The 23,088-nt window shown below is 51.4% G+C and carries 22 protein-coding genes and 1 other annotated feature; of the genes, 2 read left to right on the top strand and 20 right to left on the bottom strand.

Going from position 1 to position 23,088, the window contains the following annotated elements:
* Nucleotides 1–2: 2 nt before the first annotated feature.
* From hisH to BGL48_RS02730, 10 genes are all read right to left on the bottom strand, one after another.
* Complete coding sequence (gene hisH / locus BGL48_RS02685) at nucleotides 3–602, bottom strand: imidazole glycerol phosphate synthase subunit HisH (protein ID WP_069361211.1); 600 nt, start codon at nucleotides 600–602, stop codon at nucleotides 3–5.
* Nucleotides 602–1,669 carry a bifunctional histidinol-phosphatase/imidazoleglycerol-phosphate dehydratase HisB gene (gene hisB, locus BGL48_RS02690; protein WP_069361212.1) on the bottom strand — a complete coding sequence of 356 codons (1,068 nt, stop codon included), beginning with the start codon at nucleotides 1,667–1,669 and terminating at the stop codon, nucleotides 602–604. Before hisB ends, hisH begins: the two co-directional genes overlap by 1 nt.
* An 11-nt stretch (nucleotides 1,670–1,680) precedes the next feature.
* Nucleotides 1,681–2,733: a histidinol-phosphate transaminase gene (gene hisC / locus BGL48_RS02695; protein WP_141698054.1), complete on the bottom strand. Its 1,053-nt coding sequence runs from the start codon at nucleotides 2,731–2,733 to the stop codon at nucleotides 1,681–1,683.
* 2 nt (nucleotides 2,734–2,735) lie between these two features.
* Nucleotides 2,736–4,052 (bottom strand): histidinol dehydrogenase, encoded by a 1,317-nt coding sequence (gene hisD, locus BGL48_RS02700; protein ID WP_069361214.1) that lies wholly within the window; start codon nucleotides 4,050–4,052, stop codon nucleotides 2,736–2,738.
* 6 nt (nucleotides 4,053–4,058) lie between these two features.
* Nucleotides 4,059–4,955, bottom strand: coding sequence for an ATP phosphoribosyltransferase (gene hisG, locus BGL48_RS02705; RefSeq protein ID WP_069361215.1), 897 nt, complete (start codon nucleotides 4,953–4,955; stop codon nucleotides 4,059–4,061).
* Between the two features lie 34 nt (nucleotides 4,956–4,989).
* Nucleotides 4,990–5,128: a sequence feature (His leader region), on the bottom strand.
* A gap of 125 nt (nucleotides 5,129–5,253) precedes the next feature.
* Nucleotides 5,254–5,487: a hypothetical protein gene (locus BGL48_RS02710; protein WP_069361216.1), complete on the bottom strand. Its 234-nt coding sequence runs from the start codon at nucleotides 5,485–5,487 to the stop codon at nucleotides 5,254–5,256.
* Between the two features lie 94 nt (nucleotides 5,488–5,581).
* Nucleotides 5,582–6,058, bottom strand: a complete 477-nt coding sequence (locus tag BGL48_RS02715) for a YchJ family metal-binding protein (protein WP_069361217.1) — start codon at nucleotides 6,056–6,058, stop codon at nucleotides 5,582–5,584.
* A 32-nt stretch (nucleotides 6,059–6,090) separates the two neighbouring features.
* Nucleotides 6,091–6,822 (bottom strand): UDP-2,3-diacylglucosamine diphosphatase, encoded by a 732-nt coding sequence (gene lpxH / locus BGL48_RS02720; RefSeq protein ID WP_069361218.1) that lies wholly within the window; start codon nucleotides 6,820–6,822, stop codon nucleotides 6,091–6,093.
* 66 nt (nucleotides 6,823–6,888) lie between these two features.
* Nucleotides 6,889–7,386, bottom strand: coding sequence for a peptidylprolyl isomerase (locus tag BGL48_RS02725; RefSeq protein WP_069361219.1), 498 nt, complete (start codon nucleotides 7,384–7,386; stop codon nucleotides 6,889–6,891).
* A 142-nt stretch (nucleotides 7,387–7,528) separates the two neighbouring features.
* On the bottom strand, nucleotides 7,529–8,053 hold the full coding sequence (locus tag BGL48_RS02730) for a MarR family winged helix-turn-helix transcriptional regulator (protein WP_069361220.1): 525 nt from the start codon (nucleotides 8,051–8,053) through the stop codon (nucleotides 7,529–7,531).
* Nucleotides 8,054–8,339: 286 nt separating this feature from the next.
* Between BGL48_RS02730 and cysS the strand changes: the two genes are divergently transcribed.
* Entirely contained in the window at nucleotides 8,340–9,740 is a 1,401-nt protein-coding gene (cysS, locus tag BGL48_RS02735; RefSeq protein WP_069361221.1) for a cysteine--tRNA ligase, read from the top strand.
* A 116-nt stretch (nucleotides 9,741–9,856) separates the two neighbouring features.
* On the opposite strand, the gene BGL48_RS02740 is transcribed toward cysS, so the two are convergent.
* Complete coding sequence (locus BGL48_RS02740) at nucleotides 9,857–10,705, bottom strand: ion transporter (RefSeq protein ID WP_069361222.1); 849 nt, start codon at nucleotides 10,703–10,705, stop codon at nucleotides 9,857–9,859.
* A 109-nt stretch (nucleotides 10,706–10,814) separates the two neighbouring features.
* Nucleotides 10,815–11,453 carry a YchE family NAAT transporter gene (locus BGL48_RS02745; RefSeq protein WP_069361223.1) on the bottom strand — a complete coding sequence of 213 codons (639 nt, stop codon included), beginning with the start codon at nucleotides 11,451–11,453 and terminating at the stop codon, nucleotides 10,815–10,817.
* A 562-nt stretch (nucleotides 11,454–12,015) separates the two neighbouring features.
* On the opposite strand from BGL48_RS02745, the gene adhE reads away from it, so the two are divergent.
* Complete coding sequence (gene adhE, locus BGL48_RS02750) at nucleotides 12,016–14,745, top strand: bifunctional acetaldehyde-CoA/alcohol dehydrogenase (protein WP_255377298.1); 2,730 nt, start codon at nucleotides 12,016–12,018, stop codon at nucleotides 14,743–14,745.
* A 72-nt stretch (nucleotides 14,746–14,817) separates the two neighbouring features.
* On the opposite strand, the gene BGL48_RS02755 is transcribed toward adhE, so the two are convergent.
* From BGL48_RS02755 to BGL48_RS02790, 8 genes are all read right to left on the bottom strand, one after another.
* Entirely contained in the window at nucleotides 14,818–15,465 is a 648-nt protein-coding gene (locus BGL48_RS02755; RefSeq protein ID WP_069361225.1) for an SDR family NAD(P)-dependent oxidoreductase, read from the bottom strand.
* A 258-nt stretch (nucleotides 15,466–15,723) separates the two neighbouring features.
* On the bottom strand, nucleotides 15,724–16,236 hold the full coding sequence (locus BGL48_RS02760) for a VC2046/SO_2500 family protein (RefSeq protein WP_069361226.1): 513 nt from the start codon (nucleotides 16,234–16,236) through the stop codon (nucleotides 15,724–15,726).
* 137 nt (nucleotides 16,237–16,373) lie between these two features.
* Nucleotides 16,374–17,381, bottom strand: coding sequence for an alpha-L-glutamate ligase-like protein (locus tag BGL48_RS02765; RefSeq protein ID WP_069361227.1), 1,008 nt, complete (start codon nucleotides 17,379–17,381; stop codon nucleotides 16,374–16,376).
* On the bottom strand, nucleotides 17,374–18,903 hold the full coding sequence (locus tag BGL48_RS02770) for an inactive transglutaminase family protein (protein ID WP_069361228.1): 1,530 nt from the start codon (nucleotides 18,901–18,903) through the stop codon (nucleotides 17,374–17,376). Before BGL48_RS02770 ends, BGL48_RS02765 begins: the two co-directional genes overlap by 8 nt.
* Before the next feature lie 41 nt (nucleotides 18,904–18,944).
* Nucleotides 18,945–19,763, bottom strand: a complete 819-nt coding sequence (locus BGL48_RS02775) for an ATP-dependent zinc protease family protein (RefSeq protein ID WP_069361229.1) — start codon at nucleotides 19,761–19,763, stop codon at nucleotides 18,945–18,947.
* Between the two features lie 398 nt (nucleotides 19,764–20,161).
* Complete coding sequence (gene cmoB, locus BGL48_RS02780) at nucleotides 20,162–21,133, bottom strand: tRNA 5-methoxyuridine(34)/uridine 5-oxyacetic acid(34) synthase CmoB (RefSeq protein ID WP_069361230.1); 972 nt, start codon at nucleotides 21,131–21,133, stop codon at nucleotides 20,162–20,164.
* Between the two features lie 27 nt (nucleotides 21,134–21,160).
* Nucleotides 21,161–21,889 carry a carboxy-S-adenosyl-L-methionine synthase CmoA gene (cmoA, locus tag BGL48_RS02785; RefSeq protein WP_069361231.1) on the bottom strand — a complete coding sequence of 243 codons (729 nt, stop codon included), beginning with the start codon at nucleotides 21,887–21,889 and terminating at the stop codon, nucleotides 21,161–21,163.
* 133 nt (nucleotides 21,890–22,022) lie between these two features.
* Complete coding sequence (locus tag BGL48_RS02790; protein WP_069361232.1) at nucleotides 22,023–22,901, bottom strand: DUF72 domain-containing protein; 879 nt, start codon at nucleotides 22,899–22,901, stop codon at nucleotides 22,023–22,025.
* Between the last annotated feature and the right edge of the window lie 187 nt (nucleotides 22,902–23,088).

Genomic DNA, 23,088 nt, shown 5'->3' on the forward strand with positions numbered 1-23,088 from the left:
GCTTACATCTCCAAAAAATTCTGAATCAAACGCGCGCCCACTTTGCCCGAGCGCTCAGGGTGAAACTGAACCCCATAGTAGTTGCCTTGATTGATGGCCGCACTGAACGCATGGCCATAATGACATTGTGCCAAGGTGTAATCACCGACCGGCATCGCGTAACTATGGACAAAGTAAAAGTGGCTACCCGCGGGAATGCCATCGAATAAGGGATGGTCATTAACGGTGGCGACCCGGTTCCACCCCATGTGAGGGAGAGGCTGCCCTGCGGTATCCATCAGCTTGGTGGGGGCGGGGATGTGACCGAGGCACTCGACCGGGCTATCGCCTTCATCGGAGTGCGTCCCCAACATTTGCATACCAAGACATATTCCCAGCAGCGGTTGCTCCACTTGCTTAACCAAATCCACCAAGCCGCGTTCGGTGAGGTTCTTCATCGCTTCACTGGCCGTGCCGACACCGGGCAAAAAGAGCTTATCCGCCCCAAGTACCACGTCCGGATCGCGGCTTAGTGTGGCTTGATACCCCAAACGCTCGACAGCAAAGCGCACCGAGGACACATTGGCGCAGCCGGTATCGATAATGACAGTTTGTTTGTTCATTACAGCACTCCTTTACTGCTTGGCAGGGCGTCGCCTTCGACCTTGATGGCTTGACGCAAGGTGCGGCCAAAGGCTTTAAATAAGCTTTCCACCAAATGGTGGGTGTTTTCGCCCGACACCGTCAGGTGCAGAGTACAGGCCAAAGTATCGGTCAATGAGCGGAAGAAGTGTCCTACCATTTCGGTTGACATGTCGCCCACTTGTGGCTGCGGGAAGCTGGCCTCAAATTTCAAATAGGGGCGCCCAGATAAATCCAACGCACATTGCGCCAAGCATTCATCCATCGGCAGGCTGAACCCAAAACGGCCAATACCGCGTTTATCTCCCAGCGCCCGTTTGAGTGCGTCGCCCAACGCCAGGGCGGTATCTTCAATAGTGTGGTGGTCGTCGATGTGCAAATCGCCTTTGACGCAAACGTTGAGCTGAAAGCCGCCGTGGGTGGCGATTTGGTCTAACATGTGGTCAAAAAAGCCCAATCCGGTTTCAATGCGACTGCCGCCACTCTTATCCAGGTTAACATCCACCTGAATGTCGGTTTCTTTGGTGGCGCGGGTGACGCTGGCCAATCGCGGCTGCTGGGTGAGGCGCTCGACAATCTGTGGCCAGCCCATCACGTCGCGTTGATATTTGATCCCTTGTAGCGCCATATTGTTCGCCAAAGTGATATCTGTGTCGCGATCGCCAATCACCGCCGATTGGGCGAAATCAATTCGGCCTTGCTGTAGGTAGTCTTTCACCAAGCCTAGTTTGGGTTTGCGACAGCTACAGTCATCGCTATCAAAGTGCGGGCAAATCAGTACGTCTTCAAAATGGACCCCTTGTGAGCGAAACAGGGCCATCATCATGTTGTGTGGCGCATCAAAGTCCGCTTGCGGGAAGCTCTCGGTTCCCAGACCATCTTGATTGCTCACCATCACCAAGGTGTAACCTGCCGCTTGCAGGCTAAGTAGTGCGGGGATCACGCCCGGCTCAAGGGCTAATTTATCCAGACGATCCACTTGATAGTCTTCAGGCGGCTCCACAATCAAGGTGCCATCACGGTCGATAAATAGAATCTTGTCTTTCACAGTGGTTGTCCTTATTCACTGAGTTGCTGGCGGATAAAGGCCAGCACTTTTTCACATTCGTCACGGTTACCAATGCTGATGCGCAAGCTGTTGGCCACGGCGGTCTGGCGCACTATCATGCCGGCACGCCCTAAACGTGCGAACACCGCGTCAGCGTCATCTAGGGTGATGAGCAGATAATTGCCAAAACCTGGATGCACCTCGACGCCTGGCAGCATACTGAGGCCGGCTTGCAAATAGGCACGGTTGGCGGTTAAGTCCAAAACCTGATATTTCATCCGCGCCAAACCCGCTTCGGAGAGCGCTTGTTCGGCAATGTCTGCCACGGGCACCGGCACGGGGTATGGCGGGATCACCTTGAGCATCAAGTTAATAATCGCGGGACTGGCGAGGGTAAAGCCGCAACGCAGTCCCGCCAGAGCGAACGCTTTTGATAGCGTGCGCAAAATGGCCAGATTATCAAAGCGTGCGAGCAAGTCGGTGCAGGTCGCTTCTGGACTAAATTCAATATAGGCCTCATCTAGCACCACAATCGCCCGACCTTGGGTACGGGTGAGTAGCGCCTCAATGTCGTCACGGTTAATGAGATTGCCAGTCGGATTATTAGGACTACACACGAAGATAAGCTTGATGCTGGCATCTGCCTCCAAGGCGGTATCAATCCCTGCCATGTCTAACTGCCAGTCGGCGGTGAGAGGGACTTGGGTGGTGGCGATCCCTTGGTTTTCGGCACTGACCGCATACATGCCATAGGTAGGTGGACAGATCAGCACGCTATCTTGGTTTGGCTCGCAAAAGGCACGCAGCAACAAATCAATCCCTTCATCGGCGCCGCGGGTGGTGATGACTTGGTTGGTTGCTACGCCGGCATAGTCTGCATAGGCATTAATCAATGATGCTGGCTGGCAGCTGGAGTAGCGATTGAGCCCTTGGCCGCTTACGGTATAAGCATTGTCAAAGGGCGACTCGTTGGCATTGAGCCAGACATCCCCGCTACCACCGATGCGGCGGGCTGACTGATAAGGCGTGAGCGCTTGTACTTGCTCACGGGCGAGTTTTTCGATGCTCATGCTAACGAGTCCTCTGAGTCTTGGATTTGTTGTAGTTTAGTCAGACGAATATCGACCGCTTGGCGGTGTGCATCCAAGCCTTCTGCTTCGGCAATGCGCATCACTGTCGGGCCCAGTGTTTGTAACCCCGTGTCGCTAAGCTCTTGCACCGTCATCCGCTTGGTAAAGTCGGCCAGCCCAAGGCTGCTGTAGGTGCGCGTATAGCCATAAGTGGGGAGCACGTGATTGGTGCCAGAGGCGTAATCACCCACAGACTCGGGCGAGTAGGCCCCTAAGAAAATCGAGCCGGCATTATCCAACAGGGGCAATAAATCCCTTGGCTGCTGGGTTTGCACAATCAAGTGCTCCGGCCCATAGCGGTTAGAAATCGACACGCACTGAGTGAGGGTGTCGGCAATGATAATCACACTGCTACCCAGCGCTTGTTTAGCAATCTCCGCGCGGCTTAGCGTGGTTAATTGCTGCTGCACCGCATCCGCCACTTTCTCCGCCATTTCCGGGGCGGGGGTCACCAGCACCACTTGCGAATCGGGGCCGTGCTCCGCTTGGCTGAGTAAATCGGCGGCCACAAAGTCTGGATCCGCGCCGGCATCAGCAATCACTAACACTTCCGAGGGGCCAGCAGGCATGTCCATGGCTGCACCATTGGCGGCAAGGCTCACTTGACGTTTGGCTTCGGTGACATAGGCATTGCCCGGGCCAAAAATTTTATCCACCTTGGTCACACTTTGAGTGCCAAAAGCCATCGCCGCCACCGCTTGTGCGCCGCCAAGGGTATAAATCTCATCAATCTCGCACAGTTTGGCACAGTATAAAATTTCATCGGCCACCGGCGGTGGGGTACACAGCACCACTTTACGACAGCCGGCAATTTGTGCGGGTACGCCCAACATCAATACGGTAGAGGGCAAAGGCGCGCTGCCACCGGGAATATACAGCCCCACGCGGTTAATCGGGCGGGTAATGGATTCGCACACCACCCCTGGCATGGTTTCGACTTTCAACGGCTGCGCTTTTTGCGCACGGTGAAAGGTGCTGATGTTATCGTAGGCTTGGCGTAAGGCGAGTTTGATATCTTCTCCCAAGCGCGCTTCAGCCTCGGCCAAGGTCCCTTTGTCGAGTTTGATGCTATCCAGTTCGACACCATCAAACTTTTGGGTCAATGCTTTTAAGCTTTCATCTCCCCGCTCACGGACATCGGCGATAATCTCCGCGACGCTCGCTTGGGTTTGGGCGCCGGTTGTGATCGCAGGGCGGCGCATTAAGCCTTCTTTTTGTGACTCTCCGAGTGATTTCCAGACTACTGTACGCATGGCGATTTACTCCATCATCTTTTCAATCGGCAGGACCAAAATTGAGCTTGCACCCAACTGCTTCAGTTTTTCCATGGTTTCCCAGAACAGGTTCTCGGTACTCACCAGGTGCACAGCGACACGGCTCTTCTCATGTGCCAAGGGCAAGATGGTGGGGTCTTCCGCGCCAGGAAGTAACTCGACCACTTGCTCTAAGGTCTCGCTGGGTGCGTGGAGCATGATGTATTTGGACTCTTTGGCTTGGATGACCCCTTGCATGCGGGTGAGCAAGCGTTCAATCAATGCGGTTTTCTCTTCACTGAAGCTGCCTTCGCGCTGAATTAATACCGCTTTAGAGCGGAAAATCACCTCGGCCTCTTTCAAGCCGTTGGCTTCTAAGGTGGCACCGGTTGAGACCAAATCACAAATCGCATCGGCGAGTCCTGCTCGTGGCGCGACTTCGACGGAGCCATTGAGCATACAGGTGCTAAAACTCACACCTTGCTTATCCATGTAGGCTTTAAGAATGTTGGGGTAGGTGGTGGCAATGCGTTGGTTGGCCAGATCTTGTGGGCCGTTATAGCTTTGGTCTTTATCGAGGGCGATAGAGAGACGGCAGCCGCCAAAGTCGAGGCGGCGCAGCAGCTGGTACTGGCTGGGCTCGCCCAGCTTGATGCGCTCAAGGCGAACTTCTTCTAACTCGTTTTCGCCAATCACCCCTAAATCAACTACGCCGTCCATGATAAGGCCCGGGATATCATCGTCACGGACCAGTAGCAGATCGATGGGCATGTTTTCGGCGTGAACCACTAAACGCTCACCGGTGTAATTGATTTTTACCCCGCAGCGTTTGAGTAGCTCTTGGCACTCCTTGGCGAGACGGCCCTTTTTTTGGATGGCGATACGTAAGCGTTGTGTTTGCATGTGTGCTTCCTTGTCTAAAAATGAAAAGCTAAAAAAGAAAAAACCCTCGGAAGACGGTGCTCCCGAGGGTCTGAATCTGTTAGCTGGCTAATGACCGACGGAAGCGCTTTTTACTCGTCTTCCAGTCGAAACCATTCCTCCCGAAAGACTAGTCAGGATGATGGTGGTGATGCATTGTCATTAGCGCTGAAGTCATTTGTGTCGTCCGTCGTTAGGTAGAACTTTATTTAACTGCTTTTGACATTATCAAAATCAGCTTAGATTGCAACCAATGATCTGCTATTTTTTCCATGCGTTTTTATCTGTGGTGGCGATAGCCTAGCGGCTGGGCGATGAACATATCTAGCTCACCGTCTTTTTTTCTCTTGTTTTCCTCATGCTCTGTCTGAGCGTGATGTTGAGGATCATTAGGGTCATCTAAGCGGCGCTGCTTGCGCTCCTCAATATGAGCTTGTTTTCGAATCGCCCATACTTTGGTGGGCGGCGCATGCGGTGTGCGATAAACGGGACTGAGATTGCCGAGCCAATTCATGATTCATCCTCCTCTGGTCTTACTAACATTATCGACTAAGGAAAAGAATTCTTGATTGTTTTTTAACCAGCTTTTGGTCAGAGGGTGAAAGAAACTAGCCGCAACACTTTTTAAATTTACGTCCGCTTCCACATGGGCAGGGATCGTTGCGCCCCGCTTTGATATGGCCGGGGAAGACTCCGTCGATATATCGCCATTGAAACTGTCCATCGATCGTTTCTTTAACAAAACGAGAACGCTCATGCAGGCATTGGGGCTCGCCGTCCGCGATAAAGTGGGCTTTGAAGGTCACAAAGCCAAGTTCACCTTGCTGCAACACCTCGCTATCGAAGACCTCGAGTGACTGCCACTGATGTTGGATCATGGTGGCAATGTCTTCACGAAATGATTCGGCGCCACATTCACTGTGATAGGTCGCAACGATAAAATCTATCAAGCCTTTGGGATGTGCGCTGTAGCGAGCGCGCATTAATTGCTCCGGATGGATAGCATTGGCGGGGTTTTGATGAATGGGCGCGCAGCAGTCTTGATAGGCTTGATTGCTGCAACAAGGGCATAGATCAGTCTGCATAACTATCTCTTAACGATGAGCTAAATAGCTTATTAATTGGCGAAGTCGCGGCTTTGTAACTCGCAGCCTTGTTGGCGACACACCAGTACAGAGCCGTGTTGATACCAGTCGCCTAACACAATGCGTTGGTACGCGGTGCCGTGTAGGTGCCACTGATGAATATGAGGGCGGTGAGTATGGCCGTGAATCATGTTAACCACTCCCGCCTTATCTAACTGGCGCTGCACTTCTTGTGGCGTGACATCCATGATGGTTGACGACTTTTGCTGGTTGGCATTGGCACTGCCTGCGCGCATTTTGGCCGCAATCTTGCGGCGCCATGTTAGCGGCAAGCACAAAAAGAGTCGCTGTAACCAGCGCTGGTGGACTTTGCGGCGAAACGCCTGATAATCAACATCCTCTAGACACAAGGTATCCCCGTGCAAGATCAGGGTGGGGGTGTCATATAAATCGATGCACTCAAGCTCGCTTAACAGGGTTACGCCGGTTTCTCTAGCAAAGCGTTGGCCAATTAAAAAATCGCGATTGCCATGAATAAAATACACCGGCACGCCTTGCTCAGTCACTGCAGAAAAGGCGGCTTTGATTTGTTGGTGGAACGGGCTGTGGTCGTCATCGCCAATCCACACCTCAAATAAATCCCCCAACACATAAAGTGCGTCGGCGTTTATCGCCTCTTTGTGCATAAAACGCTCAAAGCAGTCGGTAATATCTGGCCGCGTTGGGCTTAAATGGAGATCGGCAATAAAGAGGGTATGTGACATGCGTTGGCTTTATGGTGGTGATAAAAGAAAGGGTAGCCTTAGCTACCCTTGCTCGATAGTGTCATCTTAGTCTTCGATAGTCACGCTATTGATCAACACTTCTTCGACCGGCACGTCCTGGTGCACATAACCCCAGTTACCGGTGGCAACGCCTTTGATCTTGTTGACCACGTCCATGCCCTCAACCACTTCGGCAAACACACAGTAGCCCCAGCCATCTGGTGTCTTCGCTTTGTGATCCAAGAACAGGTTGTCATTGACGTTGATAAAGAATTGCGAGCTTGCTGAGTGCGGCTCCATGGTACGCGCCATCGACAAGCGACCGGTCAAGTTGCTTAGGCCGTTATCTGCTTCGTTTTTAATCGGCGCACGCGTTGCTTTTTCTTCCATGCCAGAGGCCATGCCACCGCCTTGGACCATAAAGCCGTCAATCACGCGATGGAACAGGGTTCCGTTATAAAAGCCGTCACGGCAGTATTGTAAAAAGTTCTCGACCGTGGCCGGTGCTTCGTCTGCAAACATGCGGAGTTTGATGTCACCGAACGTGGTATGAAGAGTCACCATGATGTAATCCTGTCATTGGCTTGGCTAAAAAGGATCACAGATTTTAGCCGAAAGTACTCGCTGATCAAGAAAAGATCCCCTGGATGTGGAATTAATCATCATCCCTGTACGCTTCACTGGCCTCAAAGCGGCATCGCAGTGATTAAGATGCAGGCTCAACATGCGCGAGCAACTTTTTAAGCAACACGGCGAGCTCGGCTTGCTCGTCGGCGGTGAGGCCCGCCAAGAGCTGGTGTAAATTGTTGGTGTGATCGGTCACTGCATCATCAATTAAATCCATGCCCGCATCTGTCAGTGACACATACACGCCACGGCGGTCGTTGGGATCCGGGCTCCGAGATACCAAGCCTTTTTGTTCGAGGCGATCAATACGGTTAGTCATCGCGCCCGAGGTAAGCATCAGGGCATCGAGCAGCTGGTTGGGGGTTAACGTATAGGGCGAGCCCGCACGTCGTAGGGAGGCCAACACATCAAACTCGCCAGGGTTGAGGTTATATTGACCAAAGATTTGTTGTAGTTTGGGGTTAATATTGCCCAAAACCCGCGCGAGTCGGCCGGTGATCGCCATCGGACTGGGGTCGATATCCGGGCGCTCGTCGTGCCATTGGCGTAAAATGAGGTCAACTTTGTCCTCTTGGGGAGCGGAAGGGGTTGCGTTATCAGTCATTATTTTGCCACTTCGGTTAGTCTCAATAAGATCGGTGAGTGCCAATCAGTCAGAGGGCCAGTTTGCCTAATAAATACTTATCGATAAAGATTCTTCACTGAAAAATAATTCAAAGGTATCGGTTAGCTCAAGCGATAAGGGGAGTTTCAACGCTAAGTTGTGAGCCTAGTCTGAATGTTTCACCGGGTGTCGCGGGCGTGAGAGGCTTGCGTCAAGCCAGTAGAAAAGGTGTAATAGCTGCTTCACCTTACTCATTGTCACTATTGTAACGAGTCATCAAATAATTATGTCGACGCAAACCCCCCCGTTAAAGATCTACAACTCACTGACGCGAGATAAAGCTGTCTTTCAACCCATCACGCCGGGAAAAATCGGCATGTATGTGTGTGGGGTGACGATTTACGATCTCTGTCATATTGGTCACGGGCGTACCTTTGTTTCGTTTGACATGATTGCGCGCTACTTGCGCTACTTGGGCTTTGATTTAACCTTTGTCCGCAACATCACGGATATCGATGACAAAATCATCAAGCGTGCGGCAGAAAATGGCGAGAGCTGTGATGCATTGACCGAGCGTTTGATCGGTGAAATGTATCAAGACTTTGATGCCTTGAACATGGCGCGTCCCGACATCGAGCCACGCGCGACCGACTACATTGACGAAATCATCGCACTGGTAGAAAAGCTAATTGAGCGTGGCTTTGCGTATGTCGCGGATAATGGCGATGTGATGTTTGAAGTGGCCAAGTTTGACGATTACGGCAAGCTATCGAAGCAAGATCTCGATCAGCTGCAAGCAGGCGCCCGCGTTGACGTTGAAACAGCCAAGCGCAGTCCTCTCGATTTTGTGGTGTGGAAAATGTCCAAACCTGGCGAGCCGACCTGGGAGTCGCCTTGGGGGCCAGGCCGCCCTGGCTGGCACATTGAGTGCTCGGCAATGAACTCCGCGATCTTGGGCGAGCATTTTGATATTCATGGTGGTGGCTCTGATTTGCAGTTCCCGCACCATGAGAATGAAATAGCCCAATCTTGCTGCGCCCATGACACCCCATATGTTAACACCTGGATGCATAGCGGCATGGTGATGGTTGATCGTGAAAAGATGTCCAAATCCTTGGGTAACTTTTTCACCATCCGTGACGTGCTAGCACACTATGATGCCGAAACCGTGCGCTATTTCCTGCTTTCAGGTCACTATCGCAGCCAGTTGAACTACAGCGATGAAAACCTCAACCAAGCCCGTTCAGCACTTGAGCGTCTATACACCTCGCTTCGCGGTTTAGACACTCAGGCCGCACCTGCCGGTGGCGATGAATACGTGGCACGCTTTGAAGCGGCGATGAACGATGACTTTAACACCCCAGAAGCCTATTCGGTGCTATTCGATATGGCTCGTGAGATTAACCGTTTACGTAGCGATGATTTGGCAGCGGCATCCGCACTGGGTGCGCAAATGCGTAAGTTAGCGTCGATTCTTGGTTTACTCGAGCAAGATGCGGATAGCTTCCTGCAAGGCGATGCAGGGGCTGATGATGACGTGGCTGAAATAGAGGGGCTCATTCAAAAACGGAATGATGCTCGCAAAACCAAAGACTTTGCCACCGCCGATGCCGCGCGTGATGCGCTCACCGCGATGGGTATTGTGCTGGAAGACGGCCCGCAAGGCACCACCTGGCGCCGTAAGTAAGCGACTATTATTTGCCATTGAGCCACTAAAAACGGAGCCGACCCGCTCCGTTTTTTGTTATCGGTATCTCGTGCTTTTACGCGCAGGCCTGCCGTGTCACTCAACGTGAAGCCGTGTTATAGCCCAGGTGTAACCACGCGCTTATCGGCTTCTGGCAGCTCACTGCCACAGTGCTTACAAAATGAGGCGTCGGACTCATGGCCGCTTTTCGAGCAGTTAGGGCATTTTACCAAGTTGCGATGCAGTGACATCTGCTGACCGATTTCGGCGGTGATGATCCCGGTAGGCACGGCAATAATCGAATAGCCCATCAACATGGTGAAAGACGCGAGTGCCTTGCCAATATCGGTTTGCGGCACAATATCGCCATAGCCGACGGTGGTGAGGGTGACGATGGCCCAGTAGATGGCATATGGAATACTGGTAAAGCCATTCTCTGGCCCTTCAATCACGTACATGAGTGCGCCGAAGACGGTGACCAGGATCGCCACGGAGAAGAAGAAAATCATTACCTTTCGCGATGACAGCATCATCGAGCGTAACAAGATGTTGGAGTCTTCCAAAAAGCGCATCAGCCTCAAAACGCGGAAAATACGCAATACCCGCAATAGGCGTACCACCATCAGGTATGTCGTCCCTGGGACAAAAATCGCGATATAGGTGGGCAGAATCGCCAGTAAATCCACCACGCCGTAAAAACTTCGCGCATAAGCAGACGGGCGCGGAGAGCAATAAAGGCGCAGTAAATACTCGACGGTAAAGATGCCGGTAAAGCCCCATTCAATCCAATAAAGCCATTGTGACCATTTAGCATGGACACTTGCGATCGACTCCAGCATCAACGCCACCATCGAGGCCAAGATCATCACAATCAGCGCCAAATCAAATGCTTTCCCGTGCTTCGTCTCGGTGCCAAAGATGGTGGTGTATAGGTAGTGTTGAAGACGGCTTTGTGACTTATTCATTCGCTTACCTTGCTAAAAATCTTCCATGATTGAGCCGCAAAAAACCGGCACGGCAACTGACTGCGTGCCGATTTTCTATCTCTACGCGCTGAAGGGGCTTATCGCGCGTTTAGCTAAGGCCGGGGAACAAGGCGCGCATGCCAGAGGCGATAAACTCAATCCCGAGGGAACCAAGGATAAGGCCCATTATCCGCGTAATAACGTTGATACCCGTTTGGCCTAAAAATTTCACCACTGCAGGACCGACTTTAAACAGCCCCCAAATCCCTGCAGAGAACAGCACTAGGGTGGTGATGAGTGTAATTGTACTCCACGTATCGGGGTACTGAGAGCCATACACAATGGTTGAGCTGATCGCACCTGGCCCCGCGAGCAGTGGCATCGCCAGCGGTACCACGCCCACTTGTTCACGGCTAATGGTCTCGGATTGCTCCTGCTTGTTTTGCTTACCTTCCCCCAACTTACCGTTCATCATGGTAAAAGCGATACTGAGCAGCAGCATGCCACCGGCTACCCGGAATGAATCGAGTGAGATACTGAATAAATCCAGCAACATCTGTCCGGCAAGCAAGGAAACAATCAAGATGACCGCCACCGCGATGGCGGCGGTGTATGCCGTGCGGTTTCGTTCTTGTTTATCAAGATGTACGGTGAGGGTGACAAAAACGGGCATGATACCGATAGGGTTAACGGCGGCAAAAAGCCCGACAAAAAACTGCACAAAAATCATGGTGTCGAAAGCGGCCATGGTGACTCTCGTAATGCTGTGAGGAAGTCCAGTTTCTCTCGGGTTAAATCAATGGCGCCAGTATAGCGATGTCAGCCTAAAAACCAACCACTCAGCTATTATTTTCTGAATGCAATAGTTGCGCGTTTTGAACCCGCTTATCGCTGATAACCCAAACGATTTATCGTCATGCAACTTTCGCTCGGCAAACTATACTGAGGGTCGATGTCGTGAACAGAAACAACCGTCTTTCGGGTTTTTTGTTGAAATTTACATACAGTATCGACATTTATATTTGCCTTACCATGTAAATTATATGTTACCGTGATGAAAATTTTAGACACATGTGTTCTGTGCTACAAAAATATTAAACCCAGTGATTGTGGGGGTTAAGCGTAAATTTTATTGCGGTTGATTTGATAACAACTGATCGAGATCAAGTTACTCACGCTGTGAAAACTTATACTCAGTTTTGAAAGTTATTTACTAAATGCCACGCACCGAACGGCGACACTAAGTAAAGATAAACAAGGCTTAGTAAGCCAAGACGCTGCGGCAAGCAGTTACTAAATGATTTTCAAATATGAACCAGGAGACGACTATGCCTGTCACTAATATTGCTGAACTCAACGCGATGGTTGAGCGTGTCAAAAAGGCACAACAAGAATTTGCCACCTATTCACAGGAGCAAGTAGATAAGATCTTCCGTGCCGCATCACTGGCTGCAAACAACGCGCGTATCCCACTGGCGAAACAAGCGGTTGAAGAGTCAGGCATGGGTATCCTCGAAGACAAGGTTATCAAAAACCACTTCGCCTCTGAGTTCATCTACAACAAATACAAAGACGACAAAACCTGCGGCATTCTGGAAGAGAATGACGAATTCGGCACCATGACTATCGCCGAGCCCGTTGGCCTTATCTGCGGTATCGTGCCAACCACTAACCCAACGTCGACTGCGATCTTCAAATCACTGATCTCACTGAAAACGCGTAACGGCATCATCTTCTCGCCACACCCACGTGCGAAAAACTCGACCAATGATGCGGCGAAGCTGGTTCTCGATGCAGCAGTGGCTGCGGGCGCACCTAAAGACATCATCGGCTGGATTGACCAACCATCAGTTGAGCTTTCTAACGCACTGATGAAGCACGACGACATTAACCTGATTCTGGCGACCGGTGGCCCAGGCATGGTGAAAGCGGCATACTCATCAGGTAAACCGGCGATTGGCGTAGGTGCGGGTAACGTGCCTGTGGTTATCGATGAAACCGCTGACATTAAACGTGCTGTCGCGTCTGTACTGATGTCAAAAACCTTCGATAACGGCGTGGTGTGTGCGTCCGAGCAAGCAGTTATCGTGATGGACGAAGTCTACGACGAAGTGAAAGAACGCTTTGCGTCGCACAAAGGCCATGTATTGAGCAAAGCAGACGCCGATAAAGTGCGTAAAGTACTGCTCATCAACGGTAACCTTAACGCGGATATCGTGGGCCAACCTGCCACTAAGATTGCGGAGATGGCCGGCGTAAGCGTGCCATCAGACACTAAAATCCTGATTGGTGAAGGGCTGGAAATCAGCATTGAAGAAGAGTTTGCGCACGAGAAACTCTCTCCAACCCTAGGTATGTTCCGTGCCAAGAGCTTTGAGCACGCGGTCGATATGGCGTGCAAAATGGTAGAAATGGGTGGTATCGGCCACACCTCTGGCCTATATACCAACCAAGACGTTAACCAGGACCGTATCAAGTATTTCGGTGATCGCCTGAAAACAGCACGTATTCTGGTGAACATTCCAACCACGCACGGTGGTATCGGTGATTTATACAACTTTAACGTTGCACCTTCACTGACATTGGGCTGTGGCTCATGGGGTGGTAACTCAATTTCTGAGAACGTTGGGCCTAAACACCTGATGAACAAGAAAACCGTAGCGAAGCGAGCTGAGAATATGCTGTGGCACAAACTACCAAAATCTATCTACTTCCGTCGCGGCAGTTTGCCAATCGCATTGGGTGACTTGGAAGACAAGAAACGCGCGATGATCGTGACGGACCGTTTCCTGTTTAACAACGGTTATTCTGAGCAAATCGAGTCAATGCTTAAAGCGCAAGGCATGGACGTAAATACCTTCTTTGAAGTAGAAGCGGATCCAACATTGACCGTGGTGCGCAAAGGTGCGGAAGCGATGAAGAGCTTCCAGCCAGACGTGATTATTGCCCTAGGTGGTGGTTCACCGATGGATGCTGCGAAAATCATGTGGGTCATGTACGAGCACCCTGAAACGGCGTTCGAAGAGCTAGCGATGCGCTTTATGGACATCCGTAAACGTATCTACAAATTCCCGAAAATGGGTAAAAAAGCCGAGCTGGTTTGTGTGACAACCACATCAGGTACCGGTTCAGAAGTGACGCCATTTGCGGTAGTGACAGACGATAAAACGGGCGCGAAGTACCCACTGGCCGACTACGAGCTGACACCACAAATGGCAATTGTGGATGCCAACCTAGTGATGAACATGCCGAAGTCACTGACTGCCTTTGGTGGTTACGACGCGATTACTCACGCGATGGAAGCCTACGTGTCTATCCTGTCTAACGAGTATTCAGAAGGGCAAGCTCTGCAAGCGTTGAAACTGCTGAAAGACTATCTGCCAGCGAGCTATACGCACGGTGCAAACGACCCAATCGCACGTGAGAAAGTGCACAATGGGGCCACCATTGCTGGTGTCGCGTTTGCTAACGCCTTCTTGGGTGTGTGTCACTCAATGGCGCACAAAATCGGTGCTGAGTTCCACCTTCCACACGGTTTGGCGAACGCATTGCTGATTTCCAACGTGGTGCGTTTCAACGCCAATGACAACCCAACCAAGCAAACAGCTTTCTCACAGTACGACCGCCCACAAGCACGTCGTCGCTATGCAGAAATCGCTGACCATCTTGGCCTAGCTCAAGCCGGTGACCGTACCGCACAGAAGATTGAGCGTTTGCTAACCTGGTTGGAAGACATGAAGTTGAAACTAGACATCCCAACCTCTATCCAAGCGGCGGGTGTACCAGAAGCAGACTTCATGGCTAAACTGGATGAGCTGGCGGAAGAAGCGTTCGATGACCAATGTACAGGCGCTAACCCACGCTATCCACTGATCAAAGAGTTGAAAGATGTGTTGGTTGCGTCTTACTACGGTAAACCATACGTAGAATGTGAAACCTTTGAAGGCACCACGGTGATCAAGAAGAAAGATGACCGACCAGCCGCCGCGCCGACTAAAGCCGCGAAAGCTGTGAAAAAAGATGAAAAAGCAGACGCCTAATATAGCCTAGGCAACCGCTTAACGACAAAGACCCGCTCCGGCGGGTCTTTTTGTATTTGAGAGAGCGATCTTCTACCCACTTGCCTCTAACAACCGGCCGTTAAAAGAATCGTTGGAGACGATGTACTCGGCATTGCGAATAAATTCATCATCAATGCCGCTGTTCGCCTGGTGACGATGGCGCGGAACAATACCGCCGACACGAATTTTCAGCGCTGATAGTTCCTTCGCCCACCGCTGGGTCAAACCGCCAATCATGGCGTTGGCAACCGTATCCGGCGTGAGGTGGGTGCCCGCGACATTAATGATCACCCCAGGTGTGCCGCGTTGTTGCATGCATTCTGCTGCGCGTTGGACCACCAGAAAATATTGTGACGTGGTATCACTGAGTGTTTTGGGTGTGTCCCATTGATTGTCACTGTCAAAAAGCTTAGGCAGGATATCCCCTTGCCAATGATTAATGAGCACATCAATGCCACCAAAAAGCCGAGTGACTTGGGTGAACGCATCGTGAATCGAATCAGGCTCATGATCGGCGAGACAAATAGGCTGAACACGCCCCAAGTAGTCGCGACATTGATCGGCACTTAGGCGTAGTGCTGGCCACTCGGTATCGAGCAAAACCACGTTTGCGCCAAGCGAGCAAAAGTGCTCAGCCATGGCGCGTCCGGACGGTGAGCCACCTGCGGTAATGACGACCACTGCGCTATCGATCTTCATGAGAGTTTCCTCATAATTATCAGTCTGTTAAAACAACCTGATGCATTTATTTACCCAAGTAAGTCACGAGAAAGTGACAGCTTACTCACACCTTATTCAAGCGTGGGAGTGTAATACTGGACCATAAATACGAGGACTGCGAAAAAAAGACGCAAAACGTCAGGACGAATGGCAAAAAGAATATCGGGAATCTATAGAGGATCACAGTTTGATAAAGGATCAACAAATGTCATCAAGATCGACTTGCGATCTGACGCATTATGCGCTCACACGCATTTTATCGAAGCAATGCGAAGTGGTGAGTTTTTCATACAAGGTGGCAGGGTTATAGGCGGGGCGCTTGGGCTCGGTATCGGCTAAATGACGGCGCTCGTGGCCAGACAAATTATGATAGACCGCCTCATCAAAACCGTGTGTGCCTTGAGGGGGATAATGCATTGCCGCTGGGGCAAGCTGAAAGCGTAGATTCGCGCTGGCAATGCCGCCGCGGTGAAAGGCATCGGCTTGTGCCCCTGCACGCAAATAGTCTTGTTCATTGCTCGCGGCAAGAGGTTGCGGCTCAGCCAGCTGGAACTGCTGACGGAGTACCTGATCATTACTGACGGGCTTATCGACGGGTGTCAGTGGGGTTGACTCGTTGGCATCCGCTGACAATAAGGCCATCATCAGGGCAAAGTCGGAACGACGACCTTGTACCACCGCTTGGTTTAGGTTGTCCCCAAACTGAACGTCGCTAATCAGCTGCGCTTTGTCGATGGTATGGATAGTCACTGTGGTTACCCTAGTTATGACCTGGTCGATAATGGTGATAACTAGGGTATCGGCCGCGAGAATAAAACTTTAACACTTTTATTTTATCCTACGCCTGTCTGTGCGGTCTTGTATTCTCTATGGATGTACACGGGAAATTAGCCTGCTTGGGCAAGCCGCGGTTGCAAGGGCTGCGTGCTCTGACCCGCAAAATGCTGCATCGAAAACGCCACCCGGTCTTCCGGTAAAGGCGGATAGCGACAAGGTGGCAGCGATTCGATTAGGGCAAGACGCGGAAGCAGGCCACATCCATTGGCAATTTGAATGGCGAGGCCTGGGCGAGCATTGAGCTCCAGTACCATTGGACCTTTATCTTTATCCAGCACCATATCGGTGCCCATATAACCCAAATCTGTCATTTCCCATGCGCTGGCGGCGAGGGTCAGCAGCTGCTGCCAGTGAGGCACTTTCAGGGTATAAAGGTCATGTTCCGTGTCCGGGTGATGGGTGATAGGACGGTTAAATTGCACCGCCTTTAGCGCCTTACCGGTGGCCATATCTAGCCCGACGCCTACTGCCCCTTGGTGCAAATTGGCCTTGCCATCAGATGCGGAGGTCGACAGCCGCATCATCGCCATCACCGGATACCCTTGAAACACAATCACGCGAATATCAGGGACACCTTCATAGCTAAAACCGCTGAAGCTGTCGTCGAACGCGATCAAGTTCTCGACCACGGCGACATCCGCTTTGCCACCGAGCGAGAACAGACCCGCGAGCGTATTGGTGATATGACGTTCAACATCGATGTGGCTCACGGTCTTGCCAGAGGCCTTGGTATAGACCCCTTGATGATTTTTCGTCACCACTAAGATGCCTTTCCCGCCAGAGCCCTGTGCAGGCTTAATCACAAAGCCGGGCCAATTGGCGACCATGGCGTGGATGCGTTTGACATCCGCTTGGCTATCAATCACACCGATTAACTCAGGGACGGTAGCGCCGGCTTGCTGGGCGATCAACTTGGTTTTAAGTTTGTCATCCACTAATGGATAAAGACGCCTATCGTTGTAACGACCAATGTAACGGATATTACGCTGGTTCATTCCCATAATGCCGGCGTGACGCAGGCGAAAGGGAGAGGCGAACCTTGAAAAGAATTTAATCATCACGACCGCTCCCATCCTGATGTGCTAACGGGCGAAACCGCTTCAACTCCGACAAGCGGTAGCCGGTGTAATTACCCAGCATTAATATCAATGCCAAGATCACTAGCTGCAAGCCAATAAAGTTAAAGGTCAGATGCCGGACCAACTCATTGGTCATCGCCAAATACACCAACACCGCAGTGACGAGTGAGCCACCGCCTTGAATCACCACTTCCTTCGCTCCTTCTTCTTCCCACAAAATCGACATTCGCTCGATGGTCCACGACAAAATGATCATCGGGAAGAAGGTAATGGTGAGTCCCTCCATTAAGCCAATGTGGAAAGCAATCACGCTAAAGACGGAAATAATCAGGATCACGGTAATAATCACGGCCGATATACGTGCTACCAAGAGTAAATTGAGCCGGGACAAGTAGCTTCTGATCACCAGCCCCGTACCGACAATGAGTACAAAGCCAACAATACCGGTAATGAGCTGGGTCTGGACAAAGGCGACGGCAATGAGCACTGGCATAAAGGTACCAGAGGTTTTGAGCCCCACAATCACCCGCAAGAACACCACAATGAGCGCACCGATTGGGATCAGCATGATGGTTTTGAACATCGCTTGCTCTTCAATCGGCAAGCTATGAATCGAGAAGTTAAGCAAATCGTCGGCCGACACCTTGGCCGAGGTGGCCTGTTGCGGACTGATATCTTGCGAAATGATGGAGAAATGCACCTGGCTGTGCTCACCGCCCATCACTTCAAGCAGCGGCCCGCCATGTTGGTTCCATAACAGCGTGTTATCGTGATGGCCATTTTGGCCGCTCACCAAGTCAAACAAATGCCAGCGGCTGTCTTGCCACACTTGCAACATGGGAGAAATGCTTTGTCGACGCCGGCCATCCTCAAGCTCTAAACCGCCCACTACGCGCGCATGAATGCCTTCAAGGGCCAAGGTTTTGCGCAGGGCGTCGGGTTTATCCAGTGTGTTGAGCAGCAGCGCCGCGTTTTGACTATCAGGACTATTAAGCTGCTTGATCAGCTCGCGGGTCAAAGTAATGTTATCGGCAGAGCGAGCACGAGCACGGTCAAGCAAAGCGAGTGCGGCGTTTTTAGCCGCATTATCCATGACAGGCGTCGCCACCGCGTCATCCTCTGGTGGGGTCATGGTGTAGCGCGCACTGTCATCGACCAGCATCTGGTTTTTAAAATAAAGGGTTTGCTCACCGTTGGCTTGGCGCGTCGACCACTGTGCTTGGCGGCCATGTTCAGTGTTAAGCAATGAAAAGCCATAGCCTGCCGAGGAGGTGCTCTCATCGATAAGCGTAAGCCCAGGTTGGCTATCTGGTGCAGCAAGGCTAACTTTTACTGGGCCATCGTCGGCGTCAAAGTTAATTCTGGCCTCAATTTGCCAGACTTGGCGGGTGTCATCCGCTTGCCAAGGCACCCCATAGCCTAGGTGACGATAGGCACTGAGTGCGATACCGGCCAAAATTAAAAAACCGATCAAAAAGTAAAAAGGAACCCGTGAAACCATGTCGATTACCTATTTTCGAAGAGCCTAGCTTTTCGTAAAGCCTATTCTTGTAGAGCCGATTCTTTAGACGCTGATGGCGGCTGACGATCATCATCACTAGGCTCCGGGGGAGTGTCCGGCTGATATTGCGGATGAATGTGCACTTGGCTGACATCTACCACGGCTAAATCTTTAAAAAACGAGCGGCCCAATAATACGGGGTATTCCATATTGGTGCGATCCGCGAGGGTAAATTCGGTTTTTTCGTGAATGTTACCCACCCGGATCCACGCTTCAACCACGGGGCGGCGGTCAGTTTTATCGGTCGATGATTGCCGTATACGCACCCAGCGCTTTACGGGCATTTCCATAAATACCGACTGGTCATTATTTTCACTGTGATTGACATTAAACTTGACCCAGGTGTCACCATCGCGCTCAAATTCTTGAATATCTACCGCATTGAGCGACGAGGTTGCCGCACCGGTATCTACGCGCGATTGGAAGGTGGATTTGGTTTCATCAAACCAAATCCACTCACGTGCGCCGAGGACTACTTTGTCGTTATTCACGGGTACCCGGACCACTTTTTCTTGGATTCTAACTTCCGGTTTTGGGTTGACGAAATTGGCATACATTTTTGCCTGAGTCCGCTGCATGACGTTTAATTTATCAGCCAGTTGACGCATCTCGTCGGTCAATACGGTCAGGGTTTTGTCATGCGCTTTTAATTGGTCCTGTGTGGCCGTTTGTTGCTCATGCACATGGGTGGCGGTGGAATGAATGGTGTTTAGCGTTTCTTTGTGCTGGTGCTGTGAAGTCAAGGTACAGCCAGAAACGATAACGAGCAAACCACCAATCAATGTGTAGCGATAAACCATGTAAAACCCTCGGCGCTGGAAAGATAGTTCTAGTATATGCTTGAAATATAGCTTGTCGATTACTTAGTCGCGAAGCCGATTTGTATTTCATCAGTCGGTTTATGTTGCTTAGCCTGACAGGAAGGATGAAACGACAAGCCGTGGACGCAGATTCTAAAGGATGCGACCAAGATGGATAGAGGGATTCTGTCAAATGTTAGTCAGAATTAACTAAACGTTGATTATCTCAACGCTATCGGTGAAAAATTGCCCGAAAACAGGCAGTCGCGCCCTTGTGCATAAAGTGAACAACAATAAAAGGGCGCAGATCGCGACATCAGCGTCAGCGTTGCGTGTGCTCTAGGTCAAATTAACTACACTAGGTAACATTAACCACAGCACACGCCGCCTGGCGCGATTTAATCAGGATTGCGCGCCACTAAAATTGCGCGTTTAGGCGCCGGATACCCTTCGATGGTTTGCGCGGGATTATCTGGGTTTAGGTAATCTGGCAGCGAGTTATGGGTCATCCACTCGGTACTGCGCTGTTCATCCGTGGTGGTGACGCACTCGTCGACAATACGCACATCGACAAATCCGACTTTTTCCAGCCAGACTTTTAACGCACGCGCGGACGGGAAAAAGTAGACGTTGCGCATTTGTGCATAGCGACTGGTCGGCGCCAACACCGCGTTTTCGTCTCCATCGATCACTAAGGTTTCCAGCACCAACTCGCCATCTTTGCGCAACTGATCTTTGAGTTGCATTAGATGGTCGAGGGGGGAGCGGCGATGGTACAGCACGCCCATGCTGAATACGGTGTCGAACGCGCGTAGCGCAGGGAGTTTCTCGATCCCTAAAGGCAACAAGTGTGCGCGCTGATCGTTACCCATCAAGCGGCGAATGGCATCGAATTGCATCAAGAAAAGCTCTGATGGATCGATGCCCACGGTCAGTTCGGCCCCTTCGCCCAACATGCGCCACATGTGATAACCATTGCCGCAACCGACATCAAGCACATAACGCCCTTTTAGCGGCGAAATATGCGGCAGCACCCGATCCCACTTCCAATCGGAGCGCCATTCGGTATCAATATCAATGCCGTGTACTTGGTACGGGCCTTTACGCCAAGGGTGCAAGGTGCGTAATAAGTTTTCTAATTTTTTGCGCTCGCCATTAGGTAAGCTACTGTCATCACCTATACGCACCGCGTCTTTCAGTTCAACTGTCTCGGGCGCAGTGGTTGGTATCTTGTGCAGGACTTTTATCCACTTAGGCATATCGCCATGCGGCTGGTGTTGCCACTCGGCTAACTGCGCTGGCAACACCTCGAGCCAATGGCTTAAGCGGTTTTTAGCAATCAGCTGATAAAAATCGGAAAAATCAAACATCAGATTACTCGTACTATCAGGTTGGTCTTACTTAATGGCGAGCATCGAACCAAAGTTAAAACACTGGAACCACATGGCGACGCTGCTAAAGCCAATGGCATTAAGTCGCGCTTGGTGGGTGGTAATACTGTCTGGGCGCATCACATTCTCAAGTGCACTGCGCTTTTGGCTGATCTCAAGCTCGCTATAGCCATTGGCGCGCTTAAAGTCGTGGTGTAAATCGATCAGCAACTCATTGGCGGTATCATCTTCAAAGCGGTACTTCTCGGATAAAATCAGGATCCCACCTGGCTTCAAGCCTTGATAAATGCGAGTGAGTAGGGCTTGGCGATCGTCAGGGCTTAAAAACTGTAGGGTAAAATTGAGTACCACCATCGACGCATTGGTTATCTCGACATCGCGAATATCGGCTTCGCGAACCTCAACATCGGCGGCGCCGCGATACGCGTTAACATGCAAGCGACAACGCTCAACCATGGCTTGAGAGTTATCCACCGCGATGATTTTGCAGCTGTCATGAGCGATATGACGGCGCATCGATAAAGTGGCTGCGCCCAATGAGCAGCCCAGATCGTAAATGTGGCTGTCAGGGGTGGCAAAGCGTTTGGCCAGCATGCCAATGGCCGAAATGATATTGCTGTATCCCGGCACCGAGCGCTGGATCATATCCGGGAACACTTCGGCGACATTTTCATCGAAGGTGAAGTCGCCCATTTTCTCGATAGGCGCAGCGAAAATTTTATCCTGATTAGCCATGTAAGCCCCTACACATCAGCCTAGCAGGCAGGTTCTCGCGCATGACGCGCGTAAACCCTGCCACAAAAGCGGCGTATTGTAGTGAATTTTTCTGCCCCTGTCTGCACGGTGAGCGCGCCGCGTGGGGCGGACATTAAAACAATGCCCCTTGCTGGCTTTGCGCGGCGCGCGTGACGGAAGCCAGTGGCGTTGATAAATCAAGACGTTGATACAAGTGCGCAGCCAGTGCAGGGGCTTGGTCGTTATCTGAGGTATGAATCATTAAATAGGGCGTTTTGCCCGCGGCGATCCATTGGGATAAGCGTGAGATCCAAGGGTCAAAAAACGCGCTGTTTTCGGGCAAGTCCGGATGGCCGATAAAACGCACCATGGGAGCATCGCTGGTGGCGATGGCATGCACGGGCACCCGGGGTTTTTTCTTTTGCGCATCAATAATCGCTGGGGTGTCGGGTTTAGCCGCAAACACCGGGCGGCTGTCCATGATCACACGGTTGGCGTGATGATCGATCAACAGCCGGTTGAGTGCTTTCTCTGCGTCGCCTTTGGCAAAAAAGGCGGGGTGGCGCACCTCTACCCCAAGGGAAAACTCGCGGGGTAGCGACTCAAGAAATGTCGCTAAGCTTGTTAAACCCTCCGGGCCAAAACGCGCTGGCAGCTGAATGGTCCACTGACCAATATGGTCATGGAGCGGGGCCATCAGCTTGATAAAGTCAGCGGTTAAGTCTTGCGCATGGCGCAGCTGACATTGGTGGGTAATGGTTTTTGGCAGCTTAAAGGTAAATTGAAAGCTGTCTGGAATGGCGGCCGCCCAATTATTCACCGTTTGCGGCGACGGGGAGGCGTAAAAGGTCGTATTTCCTTCAACCGTGTTAAACACCTCGGCATAGCGGGCTAAACGCTCGCCCGACTTGGTGCCTGGCGGGTAAAAATGATGCTGCCAACTAGGATGAGACCATTGCGTCAGCCCCAATCGTAAGGGCGGATTTAGGTCTTGGTGTAATAGGGATACCATGCCCGTAATGATGCCTTGCCAACCAATAGGGCACTAGCCTAAAAGGAATTGAACAAAAAAACTATCGGTTTTAAGCGCGATCGCTTTACCAAGAGCGGGGCTTTTCCTTTATAATGGCAGGCTTTGACAGTAACGGCACTCATGGGGGCGTACCGTCAGGTACGACAGACGCTGTTACCCGAATTCC

It is taken from the genome of Salinivibrio sp. SS3 (genome assembly GCF_001722105.1).
Lineage (GTDB): Bacteria > Pseudomonadota > Gammaproteobacteria > Enterobacterales > Vibrionaceae > Salinivibrio > Salinivibrio kushneri.

Excerpts from the sequence above, each read along its gene's own strand:
- hisH (WP_069361211.1), bottom strand. The coding sequence starts at position 602 with ATGAACAAACAAACTGTCATTATCGATACCGGCTGCGCCAATGTGTCC.
- hisD (WP_069361214.1), bottom strand. The coding sequence starts at position 4,052 with ATGCGTACAGTAGTCTGGAAATCACTCGGAGAGTCACAAAAAGAAGGC.
- hisG (WP_069361215.1), bottom strand. The coding sequence starts at position 4,955 with ATGCAAACACAACGCTTACGTATCGCCATCCAAAAAAAGGGCCGTCTC.
- BGL48_RS02710 (WP_069361216.1), bottom strand. The coding sequence starts at position 5,487 with ATGAATTGGCTCGGCAATCTCAGTCCCGTTTATCGCACACCGCATGCG.
- BGL48_RS02715 (WP_069361217.1), bottom strand. The coding sequence starts at position 6,058 with ATGCAGACTGATCTATGCCCTTGTTGCAGCAATCAAGCCTATCAAGAC.
- lpxH (WP_069361218.1), bottom strand. The coding sequence starts at position 6,822 with ATGTCACATACCCTCTTTATTGCCGATCTCCATTTAAGCCCAACGCGG.
- BGL48_RS02725 (WP_069361219.1), bottom strand. The coding sequence starts at position 7,386 with ATGGTGACTCTTCATACCACGTTCGGTGACATCAAACTCCGCATGTTT.
- BGL48_RS02730 (WP_069361220.1), bottom strand. The coding sequence starts at position 8,053 with ATGACTGATAACGCAACCCCTTCCGCTCCCCAAGAGGACAAAGTTGAC.
- cysS (WP_069361221.1), top strand. The coding sequence starts at position 8,340 with ATGTCGACGCAAACCCCCCCGTTAAAGATCTACAACTCACTGACGCGA.
- BGL48_RS02740 (WP_069361222.1), bottom strand. The coding sequence starts at position 10,705 with ATGAATAAGTCACAAAGCCGTCTTCAACACTACCTATACACCACCATC.
- BGL48_RS02745 (WP_069361223.1), bottom strand. The coding sequence starts at position 11,453 with ATGGCCGCTTTCGACACCATGATTTTTGTGCAGTTTTTTGTCGGGCTT.
- adhE (WP_255377298.1), top strand. The coding sequence starts at position 12,016 with ATGAACCAGGAGACGACTATGCCTGTCACTAATATTGCTGAACTCAAC.
- BGL48_RS02755 (WP_069361225.1), bottom strand. The coding sequence starts at position 15,465 with ATGAAGATCGATAGCGCAGTGGTCGTCATTACCGCAGGTGGCTCACCG.
- BGL48_RS02765 (WP_069361227.1), bottom strand. The coding sequence starts at position 17,381 with ATGATTAAATTCTTTTCAAGGTTCGCCTCTCCCTTTCGCCTGCGTCAC.
- BGL48_RS02770 (WP_069361228.1), bottom strand. The coding sequence starts at position 18,903 with ATGGTTTCACGGGTTCCTTTTTACTTTTTGATCGGTTTTTTAATTTTG.
- BGL48_RS02775 (WP_069361229.1), bottom strand. The coding sequence starts at position 19,763 with ATGGTTTATCGCTACACATTGATTGGTGGTTTGCTCGTTATCGTTTCT.
- cmoB (WP_069361230.1), bottom strand. The coding sequence starts at position 21,133 with ATGTTTGATTTTTCCGATTTTTATCAGCTGATTGCTAAAAACCGCTTA.
- cmoA (WP_069361231.1), bottom strand. The coding sequence starts at position 21,889 with ATGGCTAATCAGGATAAAATTTTCGCTGCGCCTATCGAGAAAATGGGC.
- BGL48_RS02790 (WP_069361232.1), bottom strand. The coding sequence starts at position 22,901 with ATGGTATCCCTATTACACCAAGACCTAAATCCGCCCTTACGATTGGGG.